The organism is Flaviramulus sp. BrNp1-15, from assembly GCF_022259695.1.
Taxonomy (GTDB): Bacteria; Bacteroidota; Bacteroidia; order Flavobacteriales; family Flavobacteriaceae; genus BrNp1-15.
In genome coordinates this window covers 1,343,494-1,367,444 of record NZ_CP092099.1, presented here as the reverse complement: position 1 = coordinate 1,367,444, position 23,951 = coordinate 1,343,494, and the positions used below count along the sequence as shown (strand labels likewise).

General features: G+C 27.3%; 23 protein-coding genes. 2 read left to right on the top strand and 21 right to left on the bottom strand.

Features of this window, described 5'->3' with window-relative positions; genetic code table 11:
* Position 1 precedes the first annotated feature (1 nt).
* The 21 genes from MBM09_RS06155 to MBM09_RS06055 form a co-directional block, all read right to left on the bottom strand.
* A complete protein-coding gene (locus tag MBM09_RS06155; RefSeq protein ID WP_238675970.1) occupies positions 2–1,189 on the bottom strand; it encodes a polysaccharide pyruvyl transferase family protein in 1,188 nt (395 codons plus the stop codon).
* Positions 1,190–1,195: 6 nt separating this feature from the next.
* Complete coding sequence (locus MBM09_RS06150) at positions 1,196–2,251, bottom strand: acyltransferase (protein ID WP_238675969.1); 1,056 nt, start codon at positions 2,249–2,251, stop codon at positions 1,196–1,198.
* Complete coding sequence (locus tag MBM09_RS06145) at positions 2,248–3,072, bottom strand: glycosyltransferase family 2 protein (RefSeq protein ID WP_238675968.1); 825 nt, start codon at positions 3,070–3,072, stop codon at positions 2,248–2,250. The genes MBM09_RS06150 and MBM09_RS06145 overlap by 4 nt, the downstream gene beginning before the upstream one ends.
* Positions 3,073–3,184: 112 nt before the next feature.
* Positions 3,185–3,883 (bottom strand): bifunctional 2-polyprenyl-6-hydroxyphenol methylase/3-demethylubiquinol 3-O-methyltransferase UbiG, encoded by a 699-nt coding sequence (locus MBM09_RS06140; protein ID WP_238675967.1) that lies wholly within the window; start codon positions 3,881–3,883, stop codon positions 3,185–3,187.
* The gene (locus MBM09_RS06135) at positions 3,880–4,614 is read right to left on the bottom strand and encodes a glycosyltransferase (RefSeq protein WP_238675966.1); all 735 of its coding nucleotides are present in this window, start codon (positions 4,612–4,614) and stop codon (positions 3,880–3,882) included. The genes MBM09_RS06140 and MBM09_RS06135 overlap by 4 nt, the downstream gene beginning before the upstream one ends.
* 29 nt (positions 4,615–4,643) lie before the next feature.
* The gene (locus MBM09_RS06130) at positions 4,644–5,423 is read right to left on the bottom strand and encodes a glycosyltransferase family 2 protein (protein ID WP_238675965.1); all 780 of its coding nucleotides are present in this window, start codon (positions 5,421–5,423) and stop codon (positions 4,644–4,646) included.
* Complete coding sequence (locus MBM09_RS06125; RefSeq protein WP_238675964.1) at positions 5,420–6,268, bottom strand: glycosyltransferase family A protein; 849 nt, start codon at positions 6,266–6,268, stop codon at positions 5,420–5,422. The genes MBM09_RS06130 and MBM09_RS06125 overlap by 4 nt, the downstream gene beginning before the upstream one ends.
* A complete protein-coding gene (locus tag MBM09_RS06120) occupies positions 6,262–7,104 on the bottom strand; it encodes a glycosyltransferase family 2 protein (RefSeq protein WP_238675963.1) in 843 nt (280 codons plus the stop codon). The genes MBM09_RS06125 and MBM09_RS06120 overlap by 7 nt, the downstream gene beginning before the upstream one ends.
* A 4-nt stretch (positions 7,105–7,108) precedes the next feature.
* A complete protein-coding gene (locus tag MBM09_RS06115) occupies positions 7,109–8,077 on the bottom strand; it encodes a glycosyltransferase family 2 protein (protein ID WP_238675962.1) in 969 nt (322 codons plus the stop codon).
* A gap of 3 nt (positions 8,078–8,080) precedes the next feature.
* Positions 8,081–8,923 carry a glycosyltransferase gene (locus tag MBM09_RS06110; RefSeq protein WP_238675961.1) on the bottom strand — a complete coding sequence of 281 codons (843 nt, stop codon included), beginning with the start codon at positions 8,921–8,923 and terminating at the stop codon, positions 8,081–8,083.
* 137 nt (positions 8,924–9,060) lie between these two features.
* Positions 9,061–9,819, bottom strand: coding sequence for a glycosyltransferase domain-containing protein (locus MBM09_RS06105; protein WP_238675960.1), 759 nt, complete (start codon positions 9,817–9,819; stop codon positions 9,061–9,063).
* Entirely contained in the window at positions 9,819–10,712 is an 894-nt protein-coding gene (locus tag MBM09_RS06100; RefSeq protein WP_238675959.1) for a glycosyltransferase, read from the bottom strand. The genes MBM09_RS06105 and MBM09_RS06100 overlap by 1 nt, the downstream gene beginning before the upstream one ends.
* 11 nt (positions 10,713–10,723) lie before the next feature.
* Positions 10,724–11,782, bottom strand: coding sequence for an aminotransferase class I/II-fold pyridoxal phosphate-dependent enzyme (locus MBM09_RS06095; RefSeq protein WP_238675958.1), 1,059 nt, complete (start codon positions 11,780–11,782; stop codon positions 10,724–10,726).
* Positions 11,783–12,973 (bottom strand): aminotransferase class I/II-fold pyridoxal phosphate-dependent enzyme, encoded by a 1,191-nt coding sequence (locus MBM09_RS06090; RefSeq protein WP_238675957.1) that lies wholly within the window; start codon positions 12,971–12,973, stop codon positions 11,783–11,785.
* A 2-nt stretch (positions 12,974–12,975) separates the two neighbouring features.
* Positions 12,976–13,665 (bottom strand): class I SAM-dependent methyltransferase, encoded by a 690-nt coding sequence (locus tag MBM09_RS06085; RefSeq protein WP_238675956.1) that lies wholly within the window; start codon positions 13,663–13,665, stop codon positions 12,976–12,978.
* Between the two features lie 12 nt (positions 13,666–13,677).
* A complete protein-coding gene (locus tag MBM09_RS06080) occupies positions 13,678–14,388 on the bottom strand; it encodes a WbqC family protein (RefSeq protein WP_238675955.1) in 711 nt (236 codons plus the stop codon).
* Positions 14,388–15,461 carry a DegT/DnrJ/EryC1/StrS aminotransferase family protein gene (locus tag MBM09_RS06075; protein ID WP_238675954.1) on the bottom strand — a complete coding sequence of 358 codons (1,074 nt, stop codon included), beginning with the start codon at positions 15,459–15,461 and terminating at the stop codon, positions 14,388–14,390. The genes MBM09_RS06080 and MBM09_RS06075 overlap by 1 nt, the downstream gene beginning before the upstream one ends.
* A complete protein-coding gene (locus MBM09_RS06070) occupies positions 15,462–16,724 on the bottom strand; it encodes an ABC transporter ATP-binding protein (RefSeq protein WP_238675953.1) in 1,263 nt (420 codons plus the stop codon).
* Complete coding sequence (locus MBM09_RS06065) at positions 16,724–17,596, bottom strand: ABC transporter permease (protein WP_238675952.1); 873 nt, start codon at positions 17,594–17,596, stop codon at positions 16,724–16,726. The genes MBM09_RS06070 and MBM09_RS06065 overlap by 1 nt, the downstream gene beginning before the upstream one ends.
* A 53-nt stretch (positions 17,597–17,649) precedes the next feature.
* On the bottom strand, positions 17,650–20,115 hold the full coding sequence (locus MBM09_RS06060) for an exopolysaccharide transport family protein (protein WP_238675951.1): 2,466 nt from the start codon (positions 20,113–20,115) through the stop codon (positions 17,650–17,652).
* An 11-nt stretch (positions 20,116–20,126) separates the two neighbouring features.
* The gene (locus MBM09_RS06055; protein ID WP_238675950.1) at positions 20,127–20,876 is read right to left on the bottom strand and encodes a polysaccharide biosynthesis/export family protein; all 750 of its coding nucleotides are present in this window, start codon (positions 20,874–20,876) and stop codon (positions 20,127–20,129) included.
* 144 nt (positions 20,877–21,020) lie between these two features.
* Here MBM09_RS06055 and MBM09_RS06050 point away from each other — a divergent pair, with 144 nt between their 5' ends.
* Both MBM09_RS06050 and MBM09_RS06045 read left to right on the top strand, forming a co-directional pair.
* On the top strand, positions 21,021–22,883 hold the full coding sequence (locus MBM09_RS06050; protein ID WP_238675949.1) for an ABC-F family ATP-binding cassette domain-containing protein: 1,863 nt from the start codon (positions 21,021–21,023) through the stop codon (positions 22,881–22,883).
* 76 nt (positions 22,884–22,959) lie between these two features.
* Entirely contained in the window at positions 22,960–23,733 is a 774-nt protein-coding gene (locus tag MBM09_RS06045) for an O-methyltransferase (protein WP_238675948.1), read from the top strand.
* Positions 23,734–23,951: the final 218 nt, after the last annotated feature.

The following is a 23,951-nucleotide window of genomic DNA, read 5'->3' as shown; positions in this document are numbered from 1 at the left end:
GTTAAATTAAGCCAATTTTACTGAAAATAACTTCAAAATTTTTATAAACTAACTCTTTTTGTTCATCTAGATATGTGTTATTTTTTTTATAACTCCATCTACCTAATGCATCATCAATACAATCTATATCTTCAAAATCTATGCAACCCTTACTAATTTCTGGGCACCAAGTTTTAAAATACGAATCTGCTTTTTTAATTTTTTTATTTAATGAAAAAAATGGAACATGGTAGCTTTGTGCAGTTAAAGCACCATGTAAACTTGTACCCATATAGGCTTTAGAATTAGCAATTAACCACATAATATCAAAAATATTTTTTGGCATTACAAATTGGAAATGAGAAGAGTATTTTTCCATTTTCATTAATTCTTTGTCATCTTCATGTTTTAAGGCCAGTCCAATAGGACAAAGTATAATTTTTACGTTATGATTTTTAGCCAATACTTCAATTTTTTGTGCAGTTTCTTTAAAATTATTTGGAGCTTTATTATGCCCAAACTGTAGGAAAAAATAATTTTTAGGAATGTTTTCTTTATCTATAGTAATCTTATTTTCAAGAACTGCTTTAGGAAAAACATCAGACATTATAATTGCAGAATCTGGTGTTAAAACCGCATTTACTTTGAACTTTTTTAAAGAATTCAAAGTTCTATTATCTCTTACTGAGATATGATTTGAAGAATGTAATCTTTCTACAATTTTCTTATTATAATCAAGTGTATTATTTTCATTGAATGTACCTCCTACCCCATTGTAAACAACCTGTAATGACTTTGGTGTATTAAATTCAAACACACCCGGTGTCAAGGGTAACATTACATTTTTTTTATGTAAAATTGTATCTATAATTTTCAATTTAGCATTAACCTTTCTTAAAAACCTGTACTTCATCAATTTAACAAAAAGAGGATTGATATAAGAGTATAATGTTTCCCAATTTGCAAAAAACACATCACCACCACCAATAATTATTGTACCTCCTAGTTTCTTAATATTTTTATGCAACATTTTATATGATTCTGTTGGCAAGCCTCCAAAATGCCTAAAATCACTTTTAACCAAACCATAATAGTAAACATCATAATTGTTTTTATTAGCAATTTCATTAAATACAATTGGAAACAACAAATCCCCATAATTAACTCTATCTGCAGCTGCTAAAAAATGTATTATACCTCTGTTTTTCATTTAAAACTAATGACTGAATAATAATTTCCAATTCTTAAATAATGGTTTGTTTTTATATTTTAATGCTTTCTTTTCTATTAAATGCCAAGATAAATAACCAAATACTATTGAAACTAATACAGACCAAAACATTAATTGAAATACGCTTAATTTGTAAAAATACATTAATGTTTGTTGTACAGGAAAACTATAAATATAAATACCATAAGACATATCGCCAATTTTACCAAAATCACTAAAAACAGGAAGTGGCATAAAGCCAATTAACAAAATAATAATTGGTAAAATAATATGTTTAACATTAGCGTAAAAATTTAAATATATAGATGTTACAATAATTAAAAAAGTAACTAAAAGCATTATTCTTTTTTTATTAATTTTTTCAAACTCAAAACTTGCTAATAAACTCCCACAAACAAAAAAAGTACCTAAGTCCAAGGTCTCATAACCATTTAACCCAAAAATTTTTGAACCTGCAAATCTATCCATGAAAAAATTATTCATTACTACTAATAGTATAAAGCAAAATAGAAGCAAATTTTTTTTTACTAAAATGCTTTTTCTAAAAAAATACAAACATGAAAGTACTATGTATAAAGAAAATTCATAACGAATAGTCCATAATGAACCATTGATAGAATGATAAGGGTTGTTATCAAATATCCCTTTAATTGTTGGCTGAAAACCATATAAGGATAGGTTATTTGGTAAATATGTATATACTTGATGGTTTTTAAAAAATGGCAATTCTCCCTCATAAACAAATGGTGCTAAAATTATGGTTAACAATAACACAACAAAAAGAGCAGGAAATAGTCTTAAAAACCTTTTTTTGTAATAACTAAAAAGACTTTTACTGCGTTTTAAACTTTGAAAAATAAAAAAACCACTAATTATAAAAAAACCGTCTAAACCTAATCTTGCTAAAACTACCTGTCCATTTGTTGTTTGATAAATCCATTGAGTACTTTCATGACCACCAGACAAAGGATAAGAATGCGAGATAACAACAAAAATGGCAAACAAAAACCTTAAAAAATCAAAATTATTGTTTTTGTTCATATTAAAAAAAGGCCAATTAAAGTTGTTAAATATATCTTCATTAAAATTTTTTTTGGTTTATTAAAAATGAAACCTATGGTAAAAAAGAATTTTTTAAAAAAATAAAACAAATCAATAAAAAAACTTCTAATCAATCCTAAAACAAACACCATAAAGCCTTTTGTCGCGCTTAAAAAATTTACATCTTGATGCCAAAGTTGATAATTACCAGTTAAATCTCTTTTAAACTTAAAAAACAATTGACTTTTGCTTCTTTTTATTTCATAATGAAAAATAGACTCTACAAAATCAATATCATAACCAGCCTTTAAAACACGAACTGTCCATTTTTTATCTTCAAATGTGGCTACATCTTCTCTATAAGGATACTTTTCCCATACTAATTTACTAAATGTAGAACCTGAAAAGATCAATCCAGATTTATTGGGATCTTCTTTTGCAGATATTTTATTAATGAAATTTCTATAATCATTTGTACTATGTAAACACCTTAAGCCAGCTAAATTCTCATTAGCATTAAATTTCCTTTTTATTAGCTTAAAAAAATCATGACTTACAGGATAAGAATGCGTACTAAACATTACAATTATTGGAAATTTTGCCTTTTTAGTTGCAAAATTTGCGCTACAACCATAACTAAATTTTTCAATGGTGATAAATCGGGCACCAAACTTTTTTGAAATATTTTCACTATTATCAGTTGATTGGTTATCTAACACAATAATTTCAGAAATATCATCGATGTAACGCTCTGTTAAATTTTTAAGTAAAAAACTTAATGCTTTATCTTGGTTTTTATTTCTAATTATTACTGATATCATTTAAATAATTTACTTGTTTTTTTAATAGGGTTTATAATTGTTTTAAACCTGTCTTCTGTTAGCTTTTTTTTAAGATATTTAAGTGAATTCTTGTTTGTTTTATGACATGAAACTATGAGTCCTCAATATACAACCAATCATTATCTAGATTAATACACTCCCCTTTATTGTTATTAAAAACTTGCATTACACTAAATTTATATGGAAAAAAATGAAGATGCAAATCAAAAGTAAAACGATATGGTCTTTGTTTTGGAAGTACTACTATTAATCTCTTCGAACATACCCTTCTCAATTCTTTTATACATTGATTCAAATCAATTACATGTTCTAGTGTGTGTGTACTAATAACTGTATCAAAATAATTATCTGGATAATTTATTTGTTCTACTACTCCTGTTTCAAATTTAGGATTCGTATTTCCTTTTAAATTTTCTGGTAAAATAAAATCTATTCCCGTAACTTGATAATTACATTTTTCTTGTATTAAATTAGCAAGATAACCTTTACCACAAGCAATATCAAGAATTTTTTTACCTTTAAGCTTAGTTAGTATATAGTTTACAGATTTAGTATTGAGATCGGTTTCTCTTTGAATGTGAACATCTGCCAATTCTTTATAATAATTTGTCATTTGTTGTGCGTCAAACTTCCATGCATTGTCTTTAAAATCTAAAAATAATTTTGCTTTGCTTTTAAATATTAACTTGAACAAAGGCGACATGATAACTCTGGATTCTCTAACAAAAGGGGGAATTAAATTATCTAAAATCCAATTAAATTTATTAGTAAAATTACGAGATAATTTCATTTGTATTTATTTGTGAAGTGGTATCTAAATGGTAAAACCATAACATCTATTAACATGCTTAATGAATCCTTAGCTAAACTGATAGTGGAATTATCATTCCCTTCAAAAAACACAGGAATTCTTTTAATATCAAATTCATCTTTGTAAGATAAATATAGAAGTTCTACATCGAATCCAAAACCATTTATAAACAACTTAGGAAATAATTGATTTGCAACATTTGATCTAAACCCTTTTAAGCCACATTGTGTATCATTAATACCAGTAACAACAAATCGAGATACAAATACTGTAAATACATTACTCGTTATTTTTCGAAAAAAAGATACATTCATAAAGTATTTTGAATGTATAGATTTTCGGTTTCCAATACACACATCAAATTCCTTAAAGTCTAGATAGTGAAGTATTTTATCTATAATTTCTAATCCATAAGGAATATCTGCATCAGTAAAAATTTTAAATTCACCTTTTGCCATAATCATACCTTTTTTTACGGCATAACCTTTACCTTTATTTCTATCATATGATAAAATTTTGAGACTAGAATCGTGACTTTCTATATAATTTTCAATTTTAGATTTTGAATTATCTGAACTACCATCATTAACTAATATAACCTCTACTGAATAGTCAATATCTTTGGCCCATTTGGTAATAGATGTCATAGAATCGTTAATAAAATCATCAGCATTGTAAACTGGAATTATTAAACTAAGTCGGGTACTCATTATTAATTAATCATTAATTTGAATAAAAATTAAAACTTATTTGGCTTATTAAATAAAAATTTGATAATATAAAAATAACGCCTAATTGTATACCAAAAATCAATAAAAAAACTTCTAATCAATCCTAAAACAGACACCATAAAGCCTTTTGTCGCGCTTAAAAAATTTACATCTTGATGCCAAAGTTGATAATTACCAGTTAAATCTCTTTTAAACCTAAAAAACAATTGACTTTTGCTTCTTTTTATTTCATAATGAAAAATAGACTCTACAAAATCAATATCATAACCAGCCTTTAAAACACGAACTGTCCATTCTTTATCTTCAAATGTGGCTACATCTTCTCTAAAAGGATACTTTTCCCATACTAATTTACTAAATGCAGAACTTGAAAAGATCAATCCAGATTTATTGGGATCTTCTTTTGCAGATATTTTATTAATGAAATTTCTATAATCATTTGTACTATGTAAACACCTTAAGCCAGCTAAATTCTCATTAGCATTAAATTTATTTTTTATTAGCTTAAAAAAATCATGACTTACAGGATAAGAATGCGCACTAAACATTACAATTATTGGAAATTTTGCCTTTTTAGTTGCAAAATTTGCGCTACCACCATAACTAAATTTTTCAATGGTGATAAATCGGGCACCAAACTTTTTTGAAATATTTTCACTATTATCAGTTGATTGGTTATCTAACACAATAATTTCAGAAATATCATCGATGTAACGCTCTGTTAAATTTTTAAGTAAAAAACTTAATGCTTTATCTTGGTTTTTATTTCTAATTATTACTGATATCATTTTAGCATACGTTTTATTATCCTTAGTGGTAACAAAATATAGCTTCCTATTTTATATTCTAAAGATATTTTTGTTTTAATTTCTGAATTTCGGTAAAAATTTATTAAAAAAAACAAGTAGGCTTTTGTATTTCTAAAATGCTTTAAATAAATCTCATTATGCTTTTCAAAAACATATTCCATATTTGTAATTCGGTGGTTTTTCAAAGTATCAATTAGCATTGAGTTTTTTGATTTTCTGTAATAAAACAAATATTCTTCAACAAACTTGTATTTCCACCCTCTTTTTAATATTGAAATCCAAAATTCCCAATCTTCAAAACCTTTTGTCATGGATTCGTCATATCCCCCTACTTCAACCCAACATGCTTTTCTGTAAATTGATGACGGCATTAAAACATTTTCAAACATTAAATCTCTGTAGGTGTTTCCAGATGCCTCATAAGTTTTAGTAACATTAGATATATTGCCAACAAAAAACTTTCTATAACTAGATACAATTGCTAAATCTGGATTCTGTTGAAGTATCTTTAATGTCTTTAAAATATAATCTTTATGAAGAATATCATCAGCATCCAAAGCCAATATATATTTGCCTGTACTTATTTTTATTCCTGCATTTCTGGCACTGCTCAATCCGCCATTATCTTTATACAAATATTTAAAACGATTATCCTTTTCACACCAGTTTATAGCAACTTCTTCAGTATTATCAGGACTACCATCATTAACAATAATGCACTCCCAATTTTTATATGTTTGGTTTAATACCGATTGTAACGCCTCATTCAAAAAATGGGCATGATTAAAACAAGGTACAACTATGGAAACCGATACATCTACCATTTAAAAAATCTTTTTTTAATAAACCGAAAAGGTGCCAGAAAATTTTGTCCTATTCTAAACTCTAAAGAGGTTTTCGCTTTGGCAACATTGTTTTTAAAAAGTGTGTTTTGCCTCAATAATTCTAGTGCATAAAAGTCAAAATGGAATTTATAAATATCTTTATGTTTTAAAAAAATATATTTCCTTAATTCAAAATCATACTTTTCTACAGCGGACTTATCTCTAGATTCATTCTTTTTTCTGTATGTAAATAGTGGCTCTTGAATGATATGCATGGTTCCTCCTTTTTTTAAAATGGAAATCCAAAAATCCCAATCCTCATAACCGTTTATCATATTTTCATCAAAGCCATTAACCATTTCCCAACTTTTTTTTCTAAATATAGAACCCGAAACTCCATTGTTTTTAACAAGAAAGTTTTTTAAACTTCCTCCAATGGGCTTTTTTGTTTCTGTTTCTATTTTATTAACTTTTATAATATTTACTAAACTCCCTACTGCAATGATATTTTCATCATTCTTTAACAAATGAACAGCTTTTTCAACAAAAGTTTTATCAAAATAGTCATCAGCATCTAAATTTAAAATATAGTCCGTTTTTGCTAAACCTATACCTATATTTCTTGTTTTACATACACCTTTATTTTCCTGAAATATAACCTCAACTGTATCAACATCTATTTTTTTTAGAATCTTCTTTGTTTCTAAACCAGATCCATCATCAATAATAATAATTTTTTCAGGTTTTAAAGTTTGCCTTAAAACAGAGTTTAGAGCTTCCATTATAAACTCTCCATCATTAAAACAAGGAATAATTACTGTTACGTTGCTTTTCATTCCTTTATATTTTAACCTTTATTGATTTCCAACGTTTTTCAACTTTATAAGCTCCTCTTGAAAATAATAAAAAAATATTTCCTAGTAGAATTAATTCTATTACGGTAATTCTATTTTTAAATTTCAAGAATGATATTAAATTATTAAAAATAAATTTTGCGTTTTTTCTATGATTATTTTCTAAACTTCTAAAAAAAGAATCTATCAAATTAATATAATATGACGTGAATAACTCTAAATCTCTCAATTGTATACTTTTTTTTAAAATTTCTACAGCTATATAACTTTGAGATTCTTTGAATGATTTTATATATTTTAAATTATTACTACTTTTACTTTTATCGTGCTGCCTGTAAAGAAATAAAGGCGTGTTTAATATCTTATATGAATGATTGGGTATTTTAAAAAACAATCTTGAAAACAGTTCTGTTTCTTGACCGCGGACTATTTTTTCGTTAAATAAACTTTTATTCAACAAAAATTCTTTTTTAAATAATATTGAGCCAGTTATGAATTTCATTTTCCACAACAAATAATCTTTAAACAAAAAAGTTTCTTGTTTTAACTCTTCAATTATTTTATTATCTAGGTTTATATCTGTTAAATAATGAGATCCTATAACAAAACATGTATTACAAGCAAAGTTCTCAATCATAGTCATTAAAAAATTATTAAGCATAACATCGTCATCATCAAACCAATTAATATAATAACCTTTACTTAATGTAAATCCATAATTTCTAGCTCCATTACCTCCTTTTGAATATGTTTCAGGGCAATTGTAATACTTAAACCTTAAATCTTTTTTCACATACTGGTCAAGTATTTTTACTGTATTGTCTGTACTATTATCATTTATAATAATACACTCCCAATTACCATATGTTTGATTTAAAATAGAATCGAGGGTAAACCCTATTAAATTAGCCCTATTGTATGTTGGTATTATAATAGAAATAAGTGGATTTTCCATTTATTAAATATAATGATTACCTGTTTTTTTATTAATATCTCTACTTTTTTTAATGTCTTTAATAATACGGTAAATTAATTTAAGTTCTTGATTACAATATTTTATTCTAGATAAATTAAGCTTCAAAAAAAACTTAAACCTTGTTTTTTTTAATTGCAGTATTTTATTTTTAATTTCGTGATTAATATTTGTATTGGTTATGTCTGCCCATTTCAATTTATAAAACCATTCTACATATTTCATAGTTTTTTCGTTAATCCCTTTGTTTGCATATTCTCTATCATGTTTTAAAAAAACATGTGGTACAACACCTATTTTTAAACCATGATACCTTAGACGCTGGCAATAATTATCATCTTCTCCATAATGAAAAAAAATAGGATCAAAACCACCAATTTTTGTTAGTGTTGACTTAGGTAATAACCAACCTGCTGCATTTACAAAAGGCACCTCATAAACTTCAGACAAACTATTACTTATTGCATCAAAATGAAAATAGTTGTTATTGTCATACTTTAAATAATTAGAAAAATTTCTATCTAACTTATTACCTAATCCATTTAACTGTATTGGACTTAAAATACCATAATTGACATTTTGTTTATGGGTTTTTATTAATTCATCAATAGTATTGCTTTGTAAATAAGCGTCTTGATTTAATAAAAAAACATAATCTGCACCATTTTTTAATGCATAAGAAATCCCAAGGTTATTTGCTTGACCAAAACCTAAGTTTATTTTTTGCTCTAAAAGTATTACATCTGGATAATTATGTTTTATAAATGAAACCGTTTTATCTTGGGAAGCATTATCTATAACTATTACATTGTAATCACTACAGCTCATTATGCATTTATTTATCCATTGCATACCATTGTAAGTGACAATAATTATGTATACTTTATTCTTTTGTTTCACAAATTTTGAATATATTGAGTATGATTAGTAATCTCATTATATTATTTAAACATATATAATTTGATTTACTTATTTAATCTTTTTATACCTCTTATTGCTTTTATTGATAATATTTTATAAAGTTTTCTATATTTTTTGGGTTTTTGAATAGAAAGAAAATTATATTTTGAATGATTATGTAAATTATATAATGAAAACATGTTTTGTTCCCTATCACCAGGAATAATAGCAGGTATCAAATTAAACACCTTTAATGAATAAGGTAAAGAAAGTTGATCCCGTCTTGATTTATTTATAATTTCACTCCACCATAAATTTAAAAAATCTTTACATATTAGTTTATTATTTTGTATAACGATTGAGGTCTCATAAAGTCCAATTTTATTTTTAATTCCAAACTTATAATATTGAAAAATTTGTTTTAATATTTTAAAGGGGTGGTCTTTTTCCTTATATATACATTTTATTGCTTCATCATATATACAATTTCTCACAGGGTGTTTAAAAAACGCTATCGACTTATGTTTTACAAAGTCAACAGAATCTATAATTTTATTGTGAATAATTTGCAAATTAGCATCGTGCCAAATTACAAAATCATAATCTTCAAAAATTTCTAATCCATTTATTTTATAGAATCTTGCGTTTTTAGTTATATCATCATATATAGGTTTTTTTAATATAAGTTGGTAATTGTATGAATCTAATTCAACATTATCAGTTATAAGGTAATAATCAACATTATTATCTTCCTTAAAATTCAAAGGAGGTTTGAGAATATCTTTATCACCAAAAATAGCCGTGTATATTGCAATTTTATTCACTAATTTTTTTTTATTTTTTTATAAATTCTTTTTATCAACATAAAAACTGAGTTTTTAGAATTTATAGGCATTTTTCTATTAGTAACTTTCTTAGACTTTGATAAGTAATATTGAGATATTTCTTTATTTTTTATAGAATCATAATATTCATGTAATTGATAAAATGTTTTTTTTTTACTTTCTTGTTTTGATTTGTCATCTAATGCTGACCAGACTCCTCCTTGATGAACTCGATACATCCCTCCAATATTCTCAAAATATTTCCCATGACCAAACTGCCCTAAATACGAAGTTAAAAAAACATCAGCATTACTAACACTTAAAAAGTTTTTTGGTAAATCTTTTACAACATTCCTAAAAACGATGCTCATTAAACAAATAAATATATCAGATTTTATTAATTCTATGTTTGTGAAATCTCTTTGAAAAATTTTTGGAGTTTTTGATTTATTTATTATTATTCCTTCACTATCGATTATTGATACATCATGGTATGCTATTACATAATCTTCATGATTCTCCAAAAAATCAACCTGTTTTTGAAGTTTAAAAGGATCTGTCCAATAATCATCTCCATCACAAACCGCTATATATTTTCCTTTACAAGCTTTTAAACTCTCAACAAAATTAAACCGTCCTGTTGGGTTTCCGTTTACATAAATTACATCTTTTCGCGAACGTAAAAAAAGTTTTATTTTATCTGAATGTTTTTTAGAAAAGTCTATGCAAATGCTTCTAGTTTTATCGCTGCTATCATCTTCTCCAAGAATTATTTCAAATAAGAAATTGGTTTTCTGGCTTAAAATTGAATTTAAACATTGAGCTATATATGCTTCATGATTATAAGCCATTACTAAAATACTTATCATCATTTTTTTATGTTCGAATACCATTAATTATTTTTTTAAATAACGTTTTTTGTTAAAAGTGAAATAATTTTATTAAACTGTTTTAAAGTAATGCTACTTGGTAAACCAATTGAATTATTGATTAAATTATTATTTAAAAAATCTTTTCTGATATAAGGTGGGTCTATTTCTACTCCAAAAAAATCAAATAATTCAATATGCTTATTAATTGATTTTATTTTCAATTTAAAATCCTTTAAGTCGATTCCAAGTTTACCATAATCTAACACAAGAATGAAGTTTGAACAAAAACTAGTAGAATTATAAATAGAAACACCTTTTACTTTTTTAATTAATTTATTAAACTCTTGTTTTTTGCTAAGTAATTCATTTCTGTTTTCTTCAAAATGATCTAAAGAGAGTAAAGTTAACCCCGCTTGAATCTCAGACATTCTACCGTTTCCTGTATAGGGTATTGGAACCTGTTTTCCAGCGCCATAACTACTACGAATATTTCTTAATCTGGCCGCCAATTCATCGTCTGCTGTACAAACACAAGCACCATTTGCACCATTAATCATTTGGCTTTCATGAAATGAAAATATTTCTAAATCACCAAAATTACCAAATTTTCTTCCTTTAAATTTTTCACCAAAAAAAGAATCAGAAACAAATAAAAGTTTAATTTTTTTTTGATTTGCTAATTTTTCTAGTTCTTCAATATCATTAGTTATTCCATAATTGTTTATGGCTATTATTAGCTCAATTTCTTCATTAATTTCTGTTAATATTTCTTCTGTATCAATAGAAAAAGAATCATTATTCACTTTACAAAATTGAAATTCAATTCCTGCCCACTTAACAGATTGAGCAATGTTTATATGAGAGAATGATGGTATTATTACTTTTCTTTTAACATTAAGCGCTTTTATTGCTATCATTAAGGCTATACTACTATTTGTCATACAAATAGCATGCTTAACGCCTAATAGTTTACTTATTTTGTTTTCTAAATCAACAACTAAGGGTCCGTGGTTTGTGTAATATTCTCTTTCCCAAATACCTTCAACCATTTTTTGAAACTCATCCCACTTTGGTAAATTATTTTGAATCATTTATTTATTAATTTTATCAATTTCTAAATTAATATGTTTAGAATTTCTTTCTAAATAAACTAAGTATTCAACTATTATTTCTATATCTTCAATATCAACAAATTCGCCACATGGAAACAACATATATTTGTTCATTAACAACTCTGTATTTTTAAGTTCCCCAATAATTGTTGGATATGTTGGTTCTTTTTTGTGTAAAGGTGGGAAATAATATGGCCTAACAACCATATTTTCCTTTTGCAATATTTTTAGGGTAAATTCTCTACTATATGGCCATTTCTTATTTAATTTAACCAATATATTTTTAAAACTTCTTCGTTCTGTAGAATCATACTCAACTAAATCGATTCCTTTTACATTTTCTAAAAGTTCTTTATATTTATAAAAGCGTGCTTTATTTTTTTTTATTTGATTGTCTAACAAATCCAAACAAGCCAATGTCATAGCTGCGTGAGGTGCTATCATTTTTCCATCAATACCAAGAGTGATTAACTCTTGATTATCATCAATACCAAAATTTCTAGCTGCTTTCAACTTTCTTGCTAAATCTGCATTATTGGTAGTTATATAACCGCCTTCAAATCCATTTAAAAATTTGCTTGCATGAACAGAAAACACCTCAGCATCTCCAAAAGTGCCTATTGGTTTTCCTTTATATGATGCATATGATGCTTCAACAGAATCAAATAGTATTGGCAATTTGTATTTTTCTGAAATATTTAAAAGACCATCAATATCGCATAAATTCACAATTGGGTGTGGAGCCAAAATTAATGCTGTATTATCATTTATAGCATTTTTTACAGATTTGGCAGAAATTCCTAAAGTTTTAATTTCTATATCACAGTAATGAGGAATCATTTTTAGCCAAGCTGCAATATCTGCCATTCTTCTATATGTTAGCGATGGCATTATAATTTCTGTTTTATCTTTTAATTTCAACTCATTAATAGCTAAAACTAAGCCCCATAAACCATTACAAACAGCTACACAATGTTTAGCCCCGTGAATTAATGCAAGTCTTTTTTCTAAATTTTGAATTAGTAGATTGTCTTCAGCTAAGCTCCCTTTTTCATAATAAGGCTTAATATAATTTATAAAGGAATCTAAATTAGGTTTTATTAAATTGGACGTAGAGCGTGGTTTTTTAAAAACTGGAGAATTACCAAAAAAAGCTAATTTTTGTTCCATTTTTACATGTCTTTTTTGGTTAAAACAACATCAAACCTGTAATGAGCTGAATAAAAATTATCTGGCATATTTAAAAAGTCTGTTTCCCAACCTGATTCATTAGCCAAATCTTTAAAGTCTTTTTGAGACCACCATACACCAAGTGAACTCTGATTATCGTCTAATAAATTTGTGTAATCAATATCGTTATAAAAAAAGTTGGAAGCTCTATCTCTATCTGGAATATTACCAATATAAAACTTATTAATATTTTTATATTTATTATAAATATTGGTTAGTATATTTTTTGCAGATTCTCTTTCAAAATAAGAAAAAACACCGTAACAAAGACCTTTAGTATACTCTGTGTTTAACGTTTCGTTTTCTAAAAATTCATTTGCTTCTGCAAATTGAAAAACATAATTAGCTTTTTCAAAATTATTTTTTGCTACTTCTATCAAATATTCTGAAAAATCAATTCCAAAGTATGCTTTTATTTTATGGAACATCAAAACTGAAAGTGCTCCATTACCACAACCTAAATCAAATAAAATATCTTCGTTATTAAAATTTAAACTTTCACAAATCGAATCAACAATCATATTAATTTGATCTTTTCCAACGGATTTTCCATTAACCGTTCTCTTAACTTGTCCAAAAAAATCATCTGGGTCACAAGACTTTGGAAACTCTTTATGTATATAATCTTTCATAGTAAAATAGCTTTAACAAAACTTATACGATTCTATTAATTTTTTTGTTTCTTTTGGAGAATTAAACATTAAAACATCAATAATTGAGAGTCCTGGTTCAAATTTTTTATTTCTTTGATTATAAATATCCAAATTATTTTTTAAAAACTTAATACCGATACCTTCCTTTTGAAAGTTTTCTCTATCAAAAATATCAATCCCCCCATAAGGGTTTACATATGTACTTGCTTCATAATATTTGGAAATTTGTAGTGCCCAATCACCTGGTTTTTTTATAGTACTTGAAAAATCCATTTCAGTTTGTGAAAAAACATCATAATTAAACTCCATACCAATATATTCGCATACTTTTTTAAGTACCAGAATATTCAATGATGTTATGTCTTTATTTTTCTTTTCAAAAATTTTCTCTAATAGATTAATTACCTGATTATAATAAGGTGCTTTTTTTTTATAACAAGTTAATTGAGCCAATATTTTACTTTCCCAATTTTCATTAAATCTAATAAAGGTGTCTTTAATTAAATTTTGACGTGGTGCCTTTACTAAAGGCACTTTTATATATTGCCAGCCACCATCAGAATTTTGTACTCTATTGCGCTCTACCCAACCATGTCTAATAAACTGTACTTCATCAAAAACTACCCAAAAATCTGTTGCATCTATAAGACTAAAATAACCTAAATAAGGAAAAAAATATGGCTGCATAATTCCTAATTTCATTATGCAGTTATATTAATTATTTGAACAATTTTTTTTATATCTTCTTCTTTGAGATCAAAATACAAAGGCAAACACAATATTCTTGAAGAAAAATCTTCTGAGATAGGCATAGGTTTACTATTAACATAATTAAGCGTATTGAGAGAGGGATAAAAATAACGTCTAGGGAAAATATCAACAGCTTTTAAAGCTGCTACAGCTTCTAATAATTTGTTTTGATCTTTAAATAAAATTGGATAATAACTGTAATTCCATTTTGTATTACTTCTTAATTTAATGGTGTTTACTTTTGAAAAATCTATTAATTTATTGTAAAAATCTATAATATTCTTTCTTTCGTTTAATATTCTATCTATATGAGGCAACACAGATAACCCCATAGCCGCTTGAAGTTCGCTCATTTTAGCGTTAATTCCTAAGCCTTGAAAAGCTTCAGGACCTTTATGCCCGAAATTATGATAGTAGAAAAAAGTGTCATGAATTGTATTCGAATTAGTAAACATAGCACCTCCTTCTCCAGTATGAAACACTTTTGTAGCATGAAAGCTACATGTACTTAAATCTCCATAATTAAATATGGATTGTCCTTTATAAGTAACACCAAAACAATGTGCTGCGTCATAAATAACTTTAAGATTATGTTTTTTGGCAATTATTTCTATTTTATCTACATCACAAGGGTTACCAAAAACATGGGTAGCTAAAATTGCAGATGTTTTTGAAGTAATAGCAGCTTCAATTTTTGTTTCATCAATAGTTAAATAATCTGGGTTTATATCTACAAAAACAGGCGTACATCCTTCCCAAACAATACTAGATGTTGTTGCAACATAACTAAATGGTGTTGTTATAATTTCGCCTTTTAAGCCCAGTGCTTTTATAGCTATTTGTAAAGGTAAAGTTCCATTAGTAGTTGTTATTATGTTAGATACTCCTAAATATTGTTTTAGTTTATCTTCCAATTCTTTTACTAATGCACCTCTATTTGTCATCCAATTAGCATCCCAAGCTTTTTTAAGAATGGCTTGATAGTCTTTTTGAGAAGGAAGAAATGTTTTAGTAACGTTAATCATTTATTTATTTTCCCATTTAAAAACTGGTTTAATATATCCTGGCTCTTTACCCATATATGTACCAATCTCTCTGTTTTTATCAATTATAGTAAATGATATAATATCTTTTTCGTGAAATACTGCTTTTCTTTTATCTTCAATTAAAAAGAATGACAAAAAATATTCTCCAGATTGAAAAAAAGACTTAGGGAAATAACAATGTAGTTTATTCAACCCTTTTTTAAGACTTATATTGTTATGCGAGAACGCAAATAAAGCTTCCCCTAATTCATTGTTTAAATGGTATGTTACATGATATCTATTAAAATCTTTGCCTTTAATAGTAATATTAGTAATCAACTCAATTTCTTTATCTTCAACTATAGGCTTTTCAATTACATCATCTTTATTTTTTACACATATTTCATTAAGTGTAAAAATATTATTGTCGAACAAATTATCAAACACTTTTAAATTTTGAAGACCTGAATCACCTTTCATGTAATAACTTATGACTTCATCTGTTTGTCCTTCAAAGATTACATGACCATGCTCTAACAACATTGCTCTATTACATAAACTTTTTACAGCTGCCATATTATGACTAACAAAAAGTACTGTTCTTCCTTCTCCTTTACTTATATCTTGCATTTTACCTATAGCCTTTTTTTGAAACTCGGCATCACCTACTGCTAATACTTCATCAATCACCAAAATATCAGGATCTAAATGTGCTGCTACTGCAAAAGCTAAACGGACTGTCATACCAGAAGAATAACGCTTTACAGGTGTATCTATATAACGTTCACAACCAGAAAATTCAATAATATTGTCAAGTTTAGATTCTATTTCTTTTTTAGTCATTCCTAAGATAGCACCATTTAAAAAAATATTTTCTTTACCTGTCATTTCTGGATGAAAACCGGTACCTACTTCTAATAAAGATGCTATTCTTCCTTTTGTCTTAATTTCACCTGTGGTTGGGGCTGTAACTTTAGATAATAATTTTAAAAGTGTTGATTTCCCCGCTCCATTTTTACCAATTATTCCTAAAACCTCACCACGTTCTACTTCAAAATTAATATTTTTCAATGCCCAAACATATTCAGAATCTCCTTTAATACTTCTATCATTTGCTTCACCAATTTTAAGATACGGATCTTCTTTTCCTCTAATTTTATTCCACCATCTGTTAAAATCATGTCCTATAGTACCAGTTCCTACCAAACCCAACCTATATTGTTTGGAAATATTTTCACCTTTTAAAATAATATCCTTTTTCATCAAATAGTGTCTATAAAACTTTTTTCGGTTTTATTAAAAATAATAAGTCCTATTAAAAAAATCACAATACTAATTACGCTAGCATAAACCATTTTAGAGAGCGAATAATCTCCAACACCTAAAGTCATATATCTAAATGCTTCAATTATTGTAGTCATAGGGTTGTATTCTACTATCCATGATATGTTTGGCAATTTTTCTTTAAAAAAAGATAAAGGATACATTACAGCAGAACCATACATAAGTAATTGTACACCAAATGTTATTAAAAATTTCAAGTCCCTGTATTTAGTTGTCATAGATGAAATTATCATACCTAATCCCAAACCTAAAAGCCCCATAAACACAACCAAAATAGGTAAAAATATAATCACATTTTGAGGAGATGTATCAAATGCTTTATCTGTAAAAAATACATAATATATATAAAATCCAATAAATACTAATAATTGAATTCCAAATTTAACTAAATTGGTTATTACTACTGATATTGGTACAATAACACGTGGAAAGTAAACCTTACCAAATATACCTTGGTTTTGCCTAAAAGTATCACTTGTACCTGTTAAACTCTCTTTAAAATAATTCCAAGACGTTATACCTGCTAAATTAAATAAGAATGGTGGCACACCAACACCAGTTGGTATATTCGCCATACTATTAAATATTAAAGTAAAAATTACTGAGGTAAACAATGGTTGAATAAAATACCAAAGTGGTCCTAGTATAGTTTGCTTATAAGCGGTTACAACATTTCGTTTAACAAATAAAATAAGTAAATCCTTGTATCTCCAAATCTCTTTAATATTTAAATCAATCACCTTTTTTTGAGATGAAATAGTATAAAGCCAATTATCGTTATTATTATCCAATTTAACTAGTTTATAAATATTTTGCAGTGATTAATAAATAAAGCATAAGATTATCATCTTATTTTTAAAAAAGATTTAATTCGAGATGTTATTGTTTTTTTAGGATTTCCATCATCATTATAACCGTTGGCATAACTGCCATAACCGTAGCCATAGCCATAACCATAGCCATAACCATAGCCATATTTTCCTTTTTGATTATAACCATTATAAACAAAACTTATGTTTTTTATTTCTCCTTTTATGTATTTATCATTTACAAGACTTATCATCCCTTTTTTAGTATAATCTTGCCTTACAACATAAATTGTGGCATCAACATATTCTGTTAATTCTAAAGCATCAGCAACTAAACCTACAGGTGGAGTATCTAAAACTATATAATCATAATTATCCTTTAAATAATCCATTAGTCTATCCATATTATCATTCATTAATAATTCAGATGGATTTGGTGGTATAGGACCTGATGTTATAACATCCAAGTCTTGTACTAATGTTTTTTGAGTTACTTCTTCAATTGTTTTTTGTCCTATTAAATAATTAACAACTCCTATATCATTTTCTATATTAAAATCGCCAAAAATTTTAGGTTTCCTTAAATCTAAACCTACCAAAATTGTTTTCTTGCCACTCATAGCGAATACAGTTGCAACATTAATTGAGCAGAAAGTTTTACCCTCTCCACTAACTGATGATGTAATCATTACTGTTTTAGATCCTTCCAGACTATGCTTCTTATAAAAATATTGCAAGCTAGATCTTAAAGATCTAAACGCTTCTGCTATTGTAGATTTTGGTTTTAAATGTACAGCTAGATTATTATCTAAATTGTTTTTACCAACGACCCCTAATAATGGAATTGAAGACAAACTTTCTAAAACTTGTGGATTATGTATTTTATTATCAAAAAATGTTAATAAAAATGCTAATAGTAATGGTGGTAAAATACCACCAATTATAGCAAATAAATACCTTGAACTCAATTTTAAGTCTATAGGGGTTGCTCCAGTATCTTTAGCCTTATCAATAATTAATATATCTGATACACTTGCAGATTTAATTATATCTGCCTCTCCTCGCTTTGATAAAAACATATTATAAGTTCTTTCACTTAAAGAGTATTGACGCTGTATATCAAAAAGTTCTTGTTGCGCTTTAGGCAACTTTCTTATTTTTGATTCTTCAATTGCTATTTTAGAGTTAATCAAGTTCTGCTCTCTTTTTATTTCATTAGATACAGAACTAATATTCTCTAAAATAACATTTTTTAATCCATCAATTTGTCGGTTTATATCTGCAAAAATTGTTGCATCTTTTCTAACAGTAGACCCGTATTTTGATTTTTGAACAGATAAATTATTGATTTCAACAATATTAGAGAGTATGTTAGAATCTTCAATACCAGCTACTGCAGGAGCAGGTATTTCTGTAAAAGTATCACTTGTCTCTAAATAAGTTTTCAAGCTTAAATAATATGAAAGTTTATTACTATTGTTTTCTTTTTCTTCTTCTAATGAATTAATTTTACTATTTATTATTGTTCCTTCATTACTTAAATCAAAAATTTTGTTTTTCTGTTTATATTCATTTAAAGAATCGGCATTTGAAGTTAATTGAGACTTGACACGATCTAATTGTTCATCAATAAAATCAATAGTATTTGTAACAAATTGATTTTTTCTATTAAGTTGGTCTTCACTTAATACTTTTACAGTTTCATTTAAATAATCAACGATTTTTGCTTTGTTTACATCTACTAAACTTAAGTTTAAAATGGCTGAGTTTTTTGGGTTATCAATATTTAATCGGTCTCTATACTTGGCAACTACTCCATTAAAATTATTAAACTTAATAAAATATTCATCATTTGGGCTAGCTATCCTATTTTCTCTCAAATATATCACCCCATTAATGAAAGGGAGTTTTATAGTGTCATTCAAAAAAAATTGCTTCTTAAATTCCCCTAACGGTACATCTAAATTGAATTTACTCTTATCTGAAAAATTTTGTGTAGTCACAACGCTAGTTTCAAAATTTATAAGAATTTCATATTTGTTGTTTTCCAAAAATGTAACTTTTACAGGAACATTTAACAATTGTTTTGTATCAGGTAATAAATCTATTTTAAAAGGCGCATAACTGTAAACATCATCTTTTCTGAACCTTGATTGTTTTAAATAGGTGATATAAAACTCCAAATTATCTACCACTTTTTCATGAATTGAACGCGATTTTAAAGAGTTGATAATAGTTTGTACTTTACCTGAAACACCACCCCAGTTAAATGTTAAACTAGTATTTGATGTAAATAGAGGATTAGATTCTTCTTCAATTGAAATTTGAGTTCCTAATCTGTAAGATTGTTGCTTTCTAATATTTTGTTGATAAACAATAAAAACACCTACACCAATAAACAACACAAACAACTTCCAATAACTTAAAACCCTTATTATAAAAGCTTTTACATCAAAAGCTGGTAATGATTGTGATTCCGATGTCTCAAATTCTTCTTCCATAAATAAAGCTATTAAAGATTTCTAGTTAAGAAATAAGTTGAAACCAATACTGACAAAATCGAAGCTATTGTTGTTAAGTTTTGTATGGCAGTTTGTCCAGCTCCAATAGCTTTTCGTTTAAGCGGTTTAACCAAAATAATATCATTTGGTTGTATGTAATAAAATGGTGAATACATAGCATTTATATCTGTTAAGTCTATATGATGAATCTTTTGCCCATCAGGATATTGCCTAATCACCAAAATATCTTTTCTATCACCCGTTGCTGGAATATCACCAGCATTTGCCAATGCTTCAATAATATTTACTCTATCTTGAAATAAAGTAAATACTCCTGGTCCTGCCTCTCCAGTTACCGTATATCTCAAACCAGATAATTTAACTGTTACAAATATTTCAGCAGTTTCTTTAAAATATTGGTTTAAAAGTTCACTCTCTACCTTATCTTTAATTTCATCAATGGTGTAACCTAAAACATTAATTTCTCCTAATACAGGAAACTCAATATTACCGTGTAAATCTACTGTAAAACCATTAAAGTAAAGCCCTGCTTGACCTTGTGATGATGAATTTGAATCCCCTACAGGATTAAAAATACCTACAAGTTCATCATCTAAAGCCTTAACACTAATGCTTAAAATATCATTTACTTGAACTCTGTATGGTTTAGATAATTCTTTTACTTGAAACGTTGAATCGATTGCAGTACCTTTATCTTGAAGATATACTAAATCTTTATTGGTAATACAAGAAGAAAACATAACACAAATTGTTAAGAAAGCAACAATTAAATACCTCTGCATATTTATAAATTGATTTATCACAAATATAAGTTTTCACCTTGAACAATAAAACATATAACAGTATTTTTGGTTTTTTATGCGTTATTTGCAAAAAAATATACTTTGAATTACCTAACAGTAGAAAACATATCAAAATCTTACGGAGAGCTTACACTCTTTGAAAACATATCCTTTAGCGTTCATAAAGATCAAAAAATAGCCTTTGTTGCAAAAAATGGAACTGGTAAAACATCTATCTTAAATATTCTTTCTGGTGATGACCAACCTGATTCTGGAAATATCATATACAGAAAAGATATAAAGGTTTCCTTCTTATCTCAAGACCCTAAATTTGACAATAATTTAACTATTGAAGAAACCATTCTAGCTAGCGAAAATCCCATATTAAAAGTGATTTCAAACTACGAAAAAGTACTTTTAAATCCAGAAGATACAGATGCTTATCAAAACGCTTTTGAAGCTATGGAACGACACCATGCTTGGGATTTCGAAACACTTTACAAACAAATTCTTTTCAAATTAAAACTTGAAGATTTAACTCAAAAAGTAAGTACGCTTTCTGGCGGACAAAAAAAGCGGTTAGCACTTGCAAATGCTTTAATAAACAAACCCGATTTATTAATTTTAGACGAGCCTACAAACCACCTCGATTTAGAAATGATTGAGTGGCTTGAAGACTTTTTCGCAAAAGAAAATATCACGCTTTTTATGGTAACTCACGACCGTTATTTTTTAGAGCGTGTTTGCAATGAAATTATTGAGTTAGACGAAGGTTTACTTTATAGTTACAAAGGCAACTATTCCTATTACCTAGAAAAACGAGATGCTAGAATAGAACAAGAAGCAGTAGAAACTGGAAAAGCCAAACAGCTTTTTAAAAAGGAGCTTGATTGGATGCGCAGACAACCCAAAGCGCGTACCACAAAGTCTAAATCTAGAATTGACGATTTTACAGATATTAAACATCGAGCGCATAAGCGTAGAAACGACCATCAAGTTCAGTTAGAACTTAATATGGAACGTTTAGGTAGTAAAATTTTAGAGTTTCATAAAGTATCAAAAGCATTTAAAGATAAAACCATCCTTAATAAGTTTGATTACACCTTTCAAAAAGGGGAACGTGTTGGTATAATTGGAAAAAATGGCACTGGAAAAACCACATTTCTAAATATTTTAACACAAACAAATCAACCAGATTCTGGCAAAGTTGTAAAAGGAGATACTGTGAAATTCGGTTATTATACGCAAAGTGGTATCAAAATAAAACCTGAGCAAAAAGTAATTGATGTTATTCGAGAATTTGGTGATTATATTCCTCTAAAAAAAGGTCGACAAATTAGTGCCCAACAACTTTTAGAACGTTTTTTATTCAGCAGAAAAAAACAATACGATTTTGTTGAAAAACTTAGTGGTGGCGAACGCAAACGCTTATATTTATGTACGGTTTTAATTCAGAATCCTAATTTTTTAATCCTTGACGAGCCTACTAACGATTTAGATATTGTAACACTTAATGTTTTAGAGGAGTTTCTTTTAGATTTTCCTGGATGCATTATTGTAGTGTCTCACGACCGCTATTTTATGGATAAAGTAATCGACCACCTTTTTGTTTTTAGAGGCGAAGGTATTATTGAAGATTTTCCAGGAAACTATACAGATTATAGAGTTTATGAAGACAGCCAACCTGTAATTTCAAATACTATTGAAGATAAAACTGAAAAATTATCTATTAAAAAAAACGAAGCCTCTAAATTATCTTTTAATGAAGAAAAAGAGCTAAGAAACATTGAAAGTAAACTCAATTCTTTAGCATACGACAAGAAAGAATTAGAAGGTAAATTCAACAACCCAGATTTATCTCAAGACGACATCAATAAACTATCTGAAGAATTACAAAAAATCATAGACACTATTGAAGCAAAAGAAGAACGTTGGTTTGAGTTATCGTCTAAATTAGAAGATTAGTTTTTGTCCCCTCGAGCGCAGTCGAGAGGTATTAAAATATAAAATAGGTTTCAACTGCGTTCAACCTAACATATACATGTTTTATCAAGTAGTACAGTACATAAAATTTCTTTTAAGATCTTCCAACCAACATGGTGTGCACTCGCCTTTTGTATATAATTTGATAACAAAATGCTTTTACGACAAATCGAATTACAAGGATTACATAAAGATTAAAGATTTTATACAGCGCTTAAAAAAAGTAAAACTCAAATTAAAAGTTACCGATTTAGGCGCTGGCTCACAAGTTATGAAACAACAGGAACGTAGTGTTTCAAAAATGGCTAAAAATGCTGGCTCAACTTTTAAAAGAGCAAAACTCTTATACAGAATAACCAATTATTTAAAACCAAATACTATTTTAGAACTTGGCACTTCGTTAGGAATAGCGACACATGCTATGAGTTTAGGAAATCCAAAAACTAAAATTACAACCATTGAAGGCTGTCCGAATATTTCGGTATTTACTAAAAATCAATTAGAGATTAATAAAGTTGAGAATATTGAAATCATTACAGGAAATTTTAATAATGAAATTAAAAAACTAACATCTAACACATACGACCTCATATTTTTTGATGGCAATCATCAAAAAGAAGCGACATTAGAGTATTTTGAATCACTTTTACAAACAGTTGATAACAATTCGGTTTGGATTTTTGATGATATTTACTGGAGCAAAGGCATGACTGAAGCTTGGGAAACCATAAAACAACACCCAAAAGTTACTGTTACTATCGACACCTTTTTCTGGGGATTTGTATTTTTTAGAATAGAACAAGCTAAAGAGCATTTTACAATTAGAGTATAATTTTCTTATATTTAAAGTAAATAATTTTATGCTACTTTATCTTGTTATCATATTAGTTTTATTTGGATTAGTTAATAGTAACTTTAGACGTAATCAAAATAAACTTCATAATAGAAGAGGCAGAAACTTTAAAGAAAATTACGAAAGAAAAAAAGAAGCAAAGAAAGAGTAAGATTCATAAATTAATAACAAAACCTCTTAACTATTAACTTGCATAA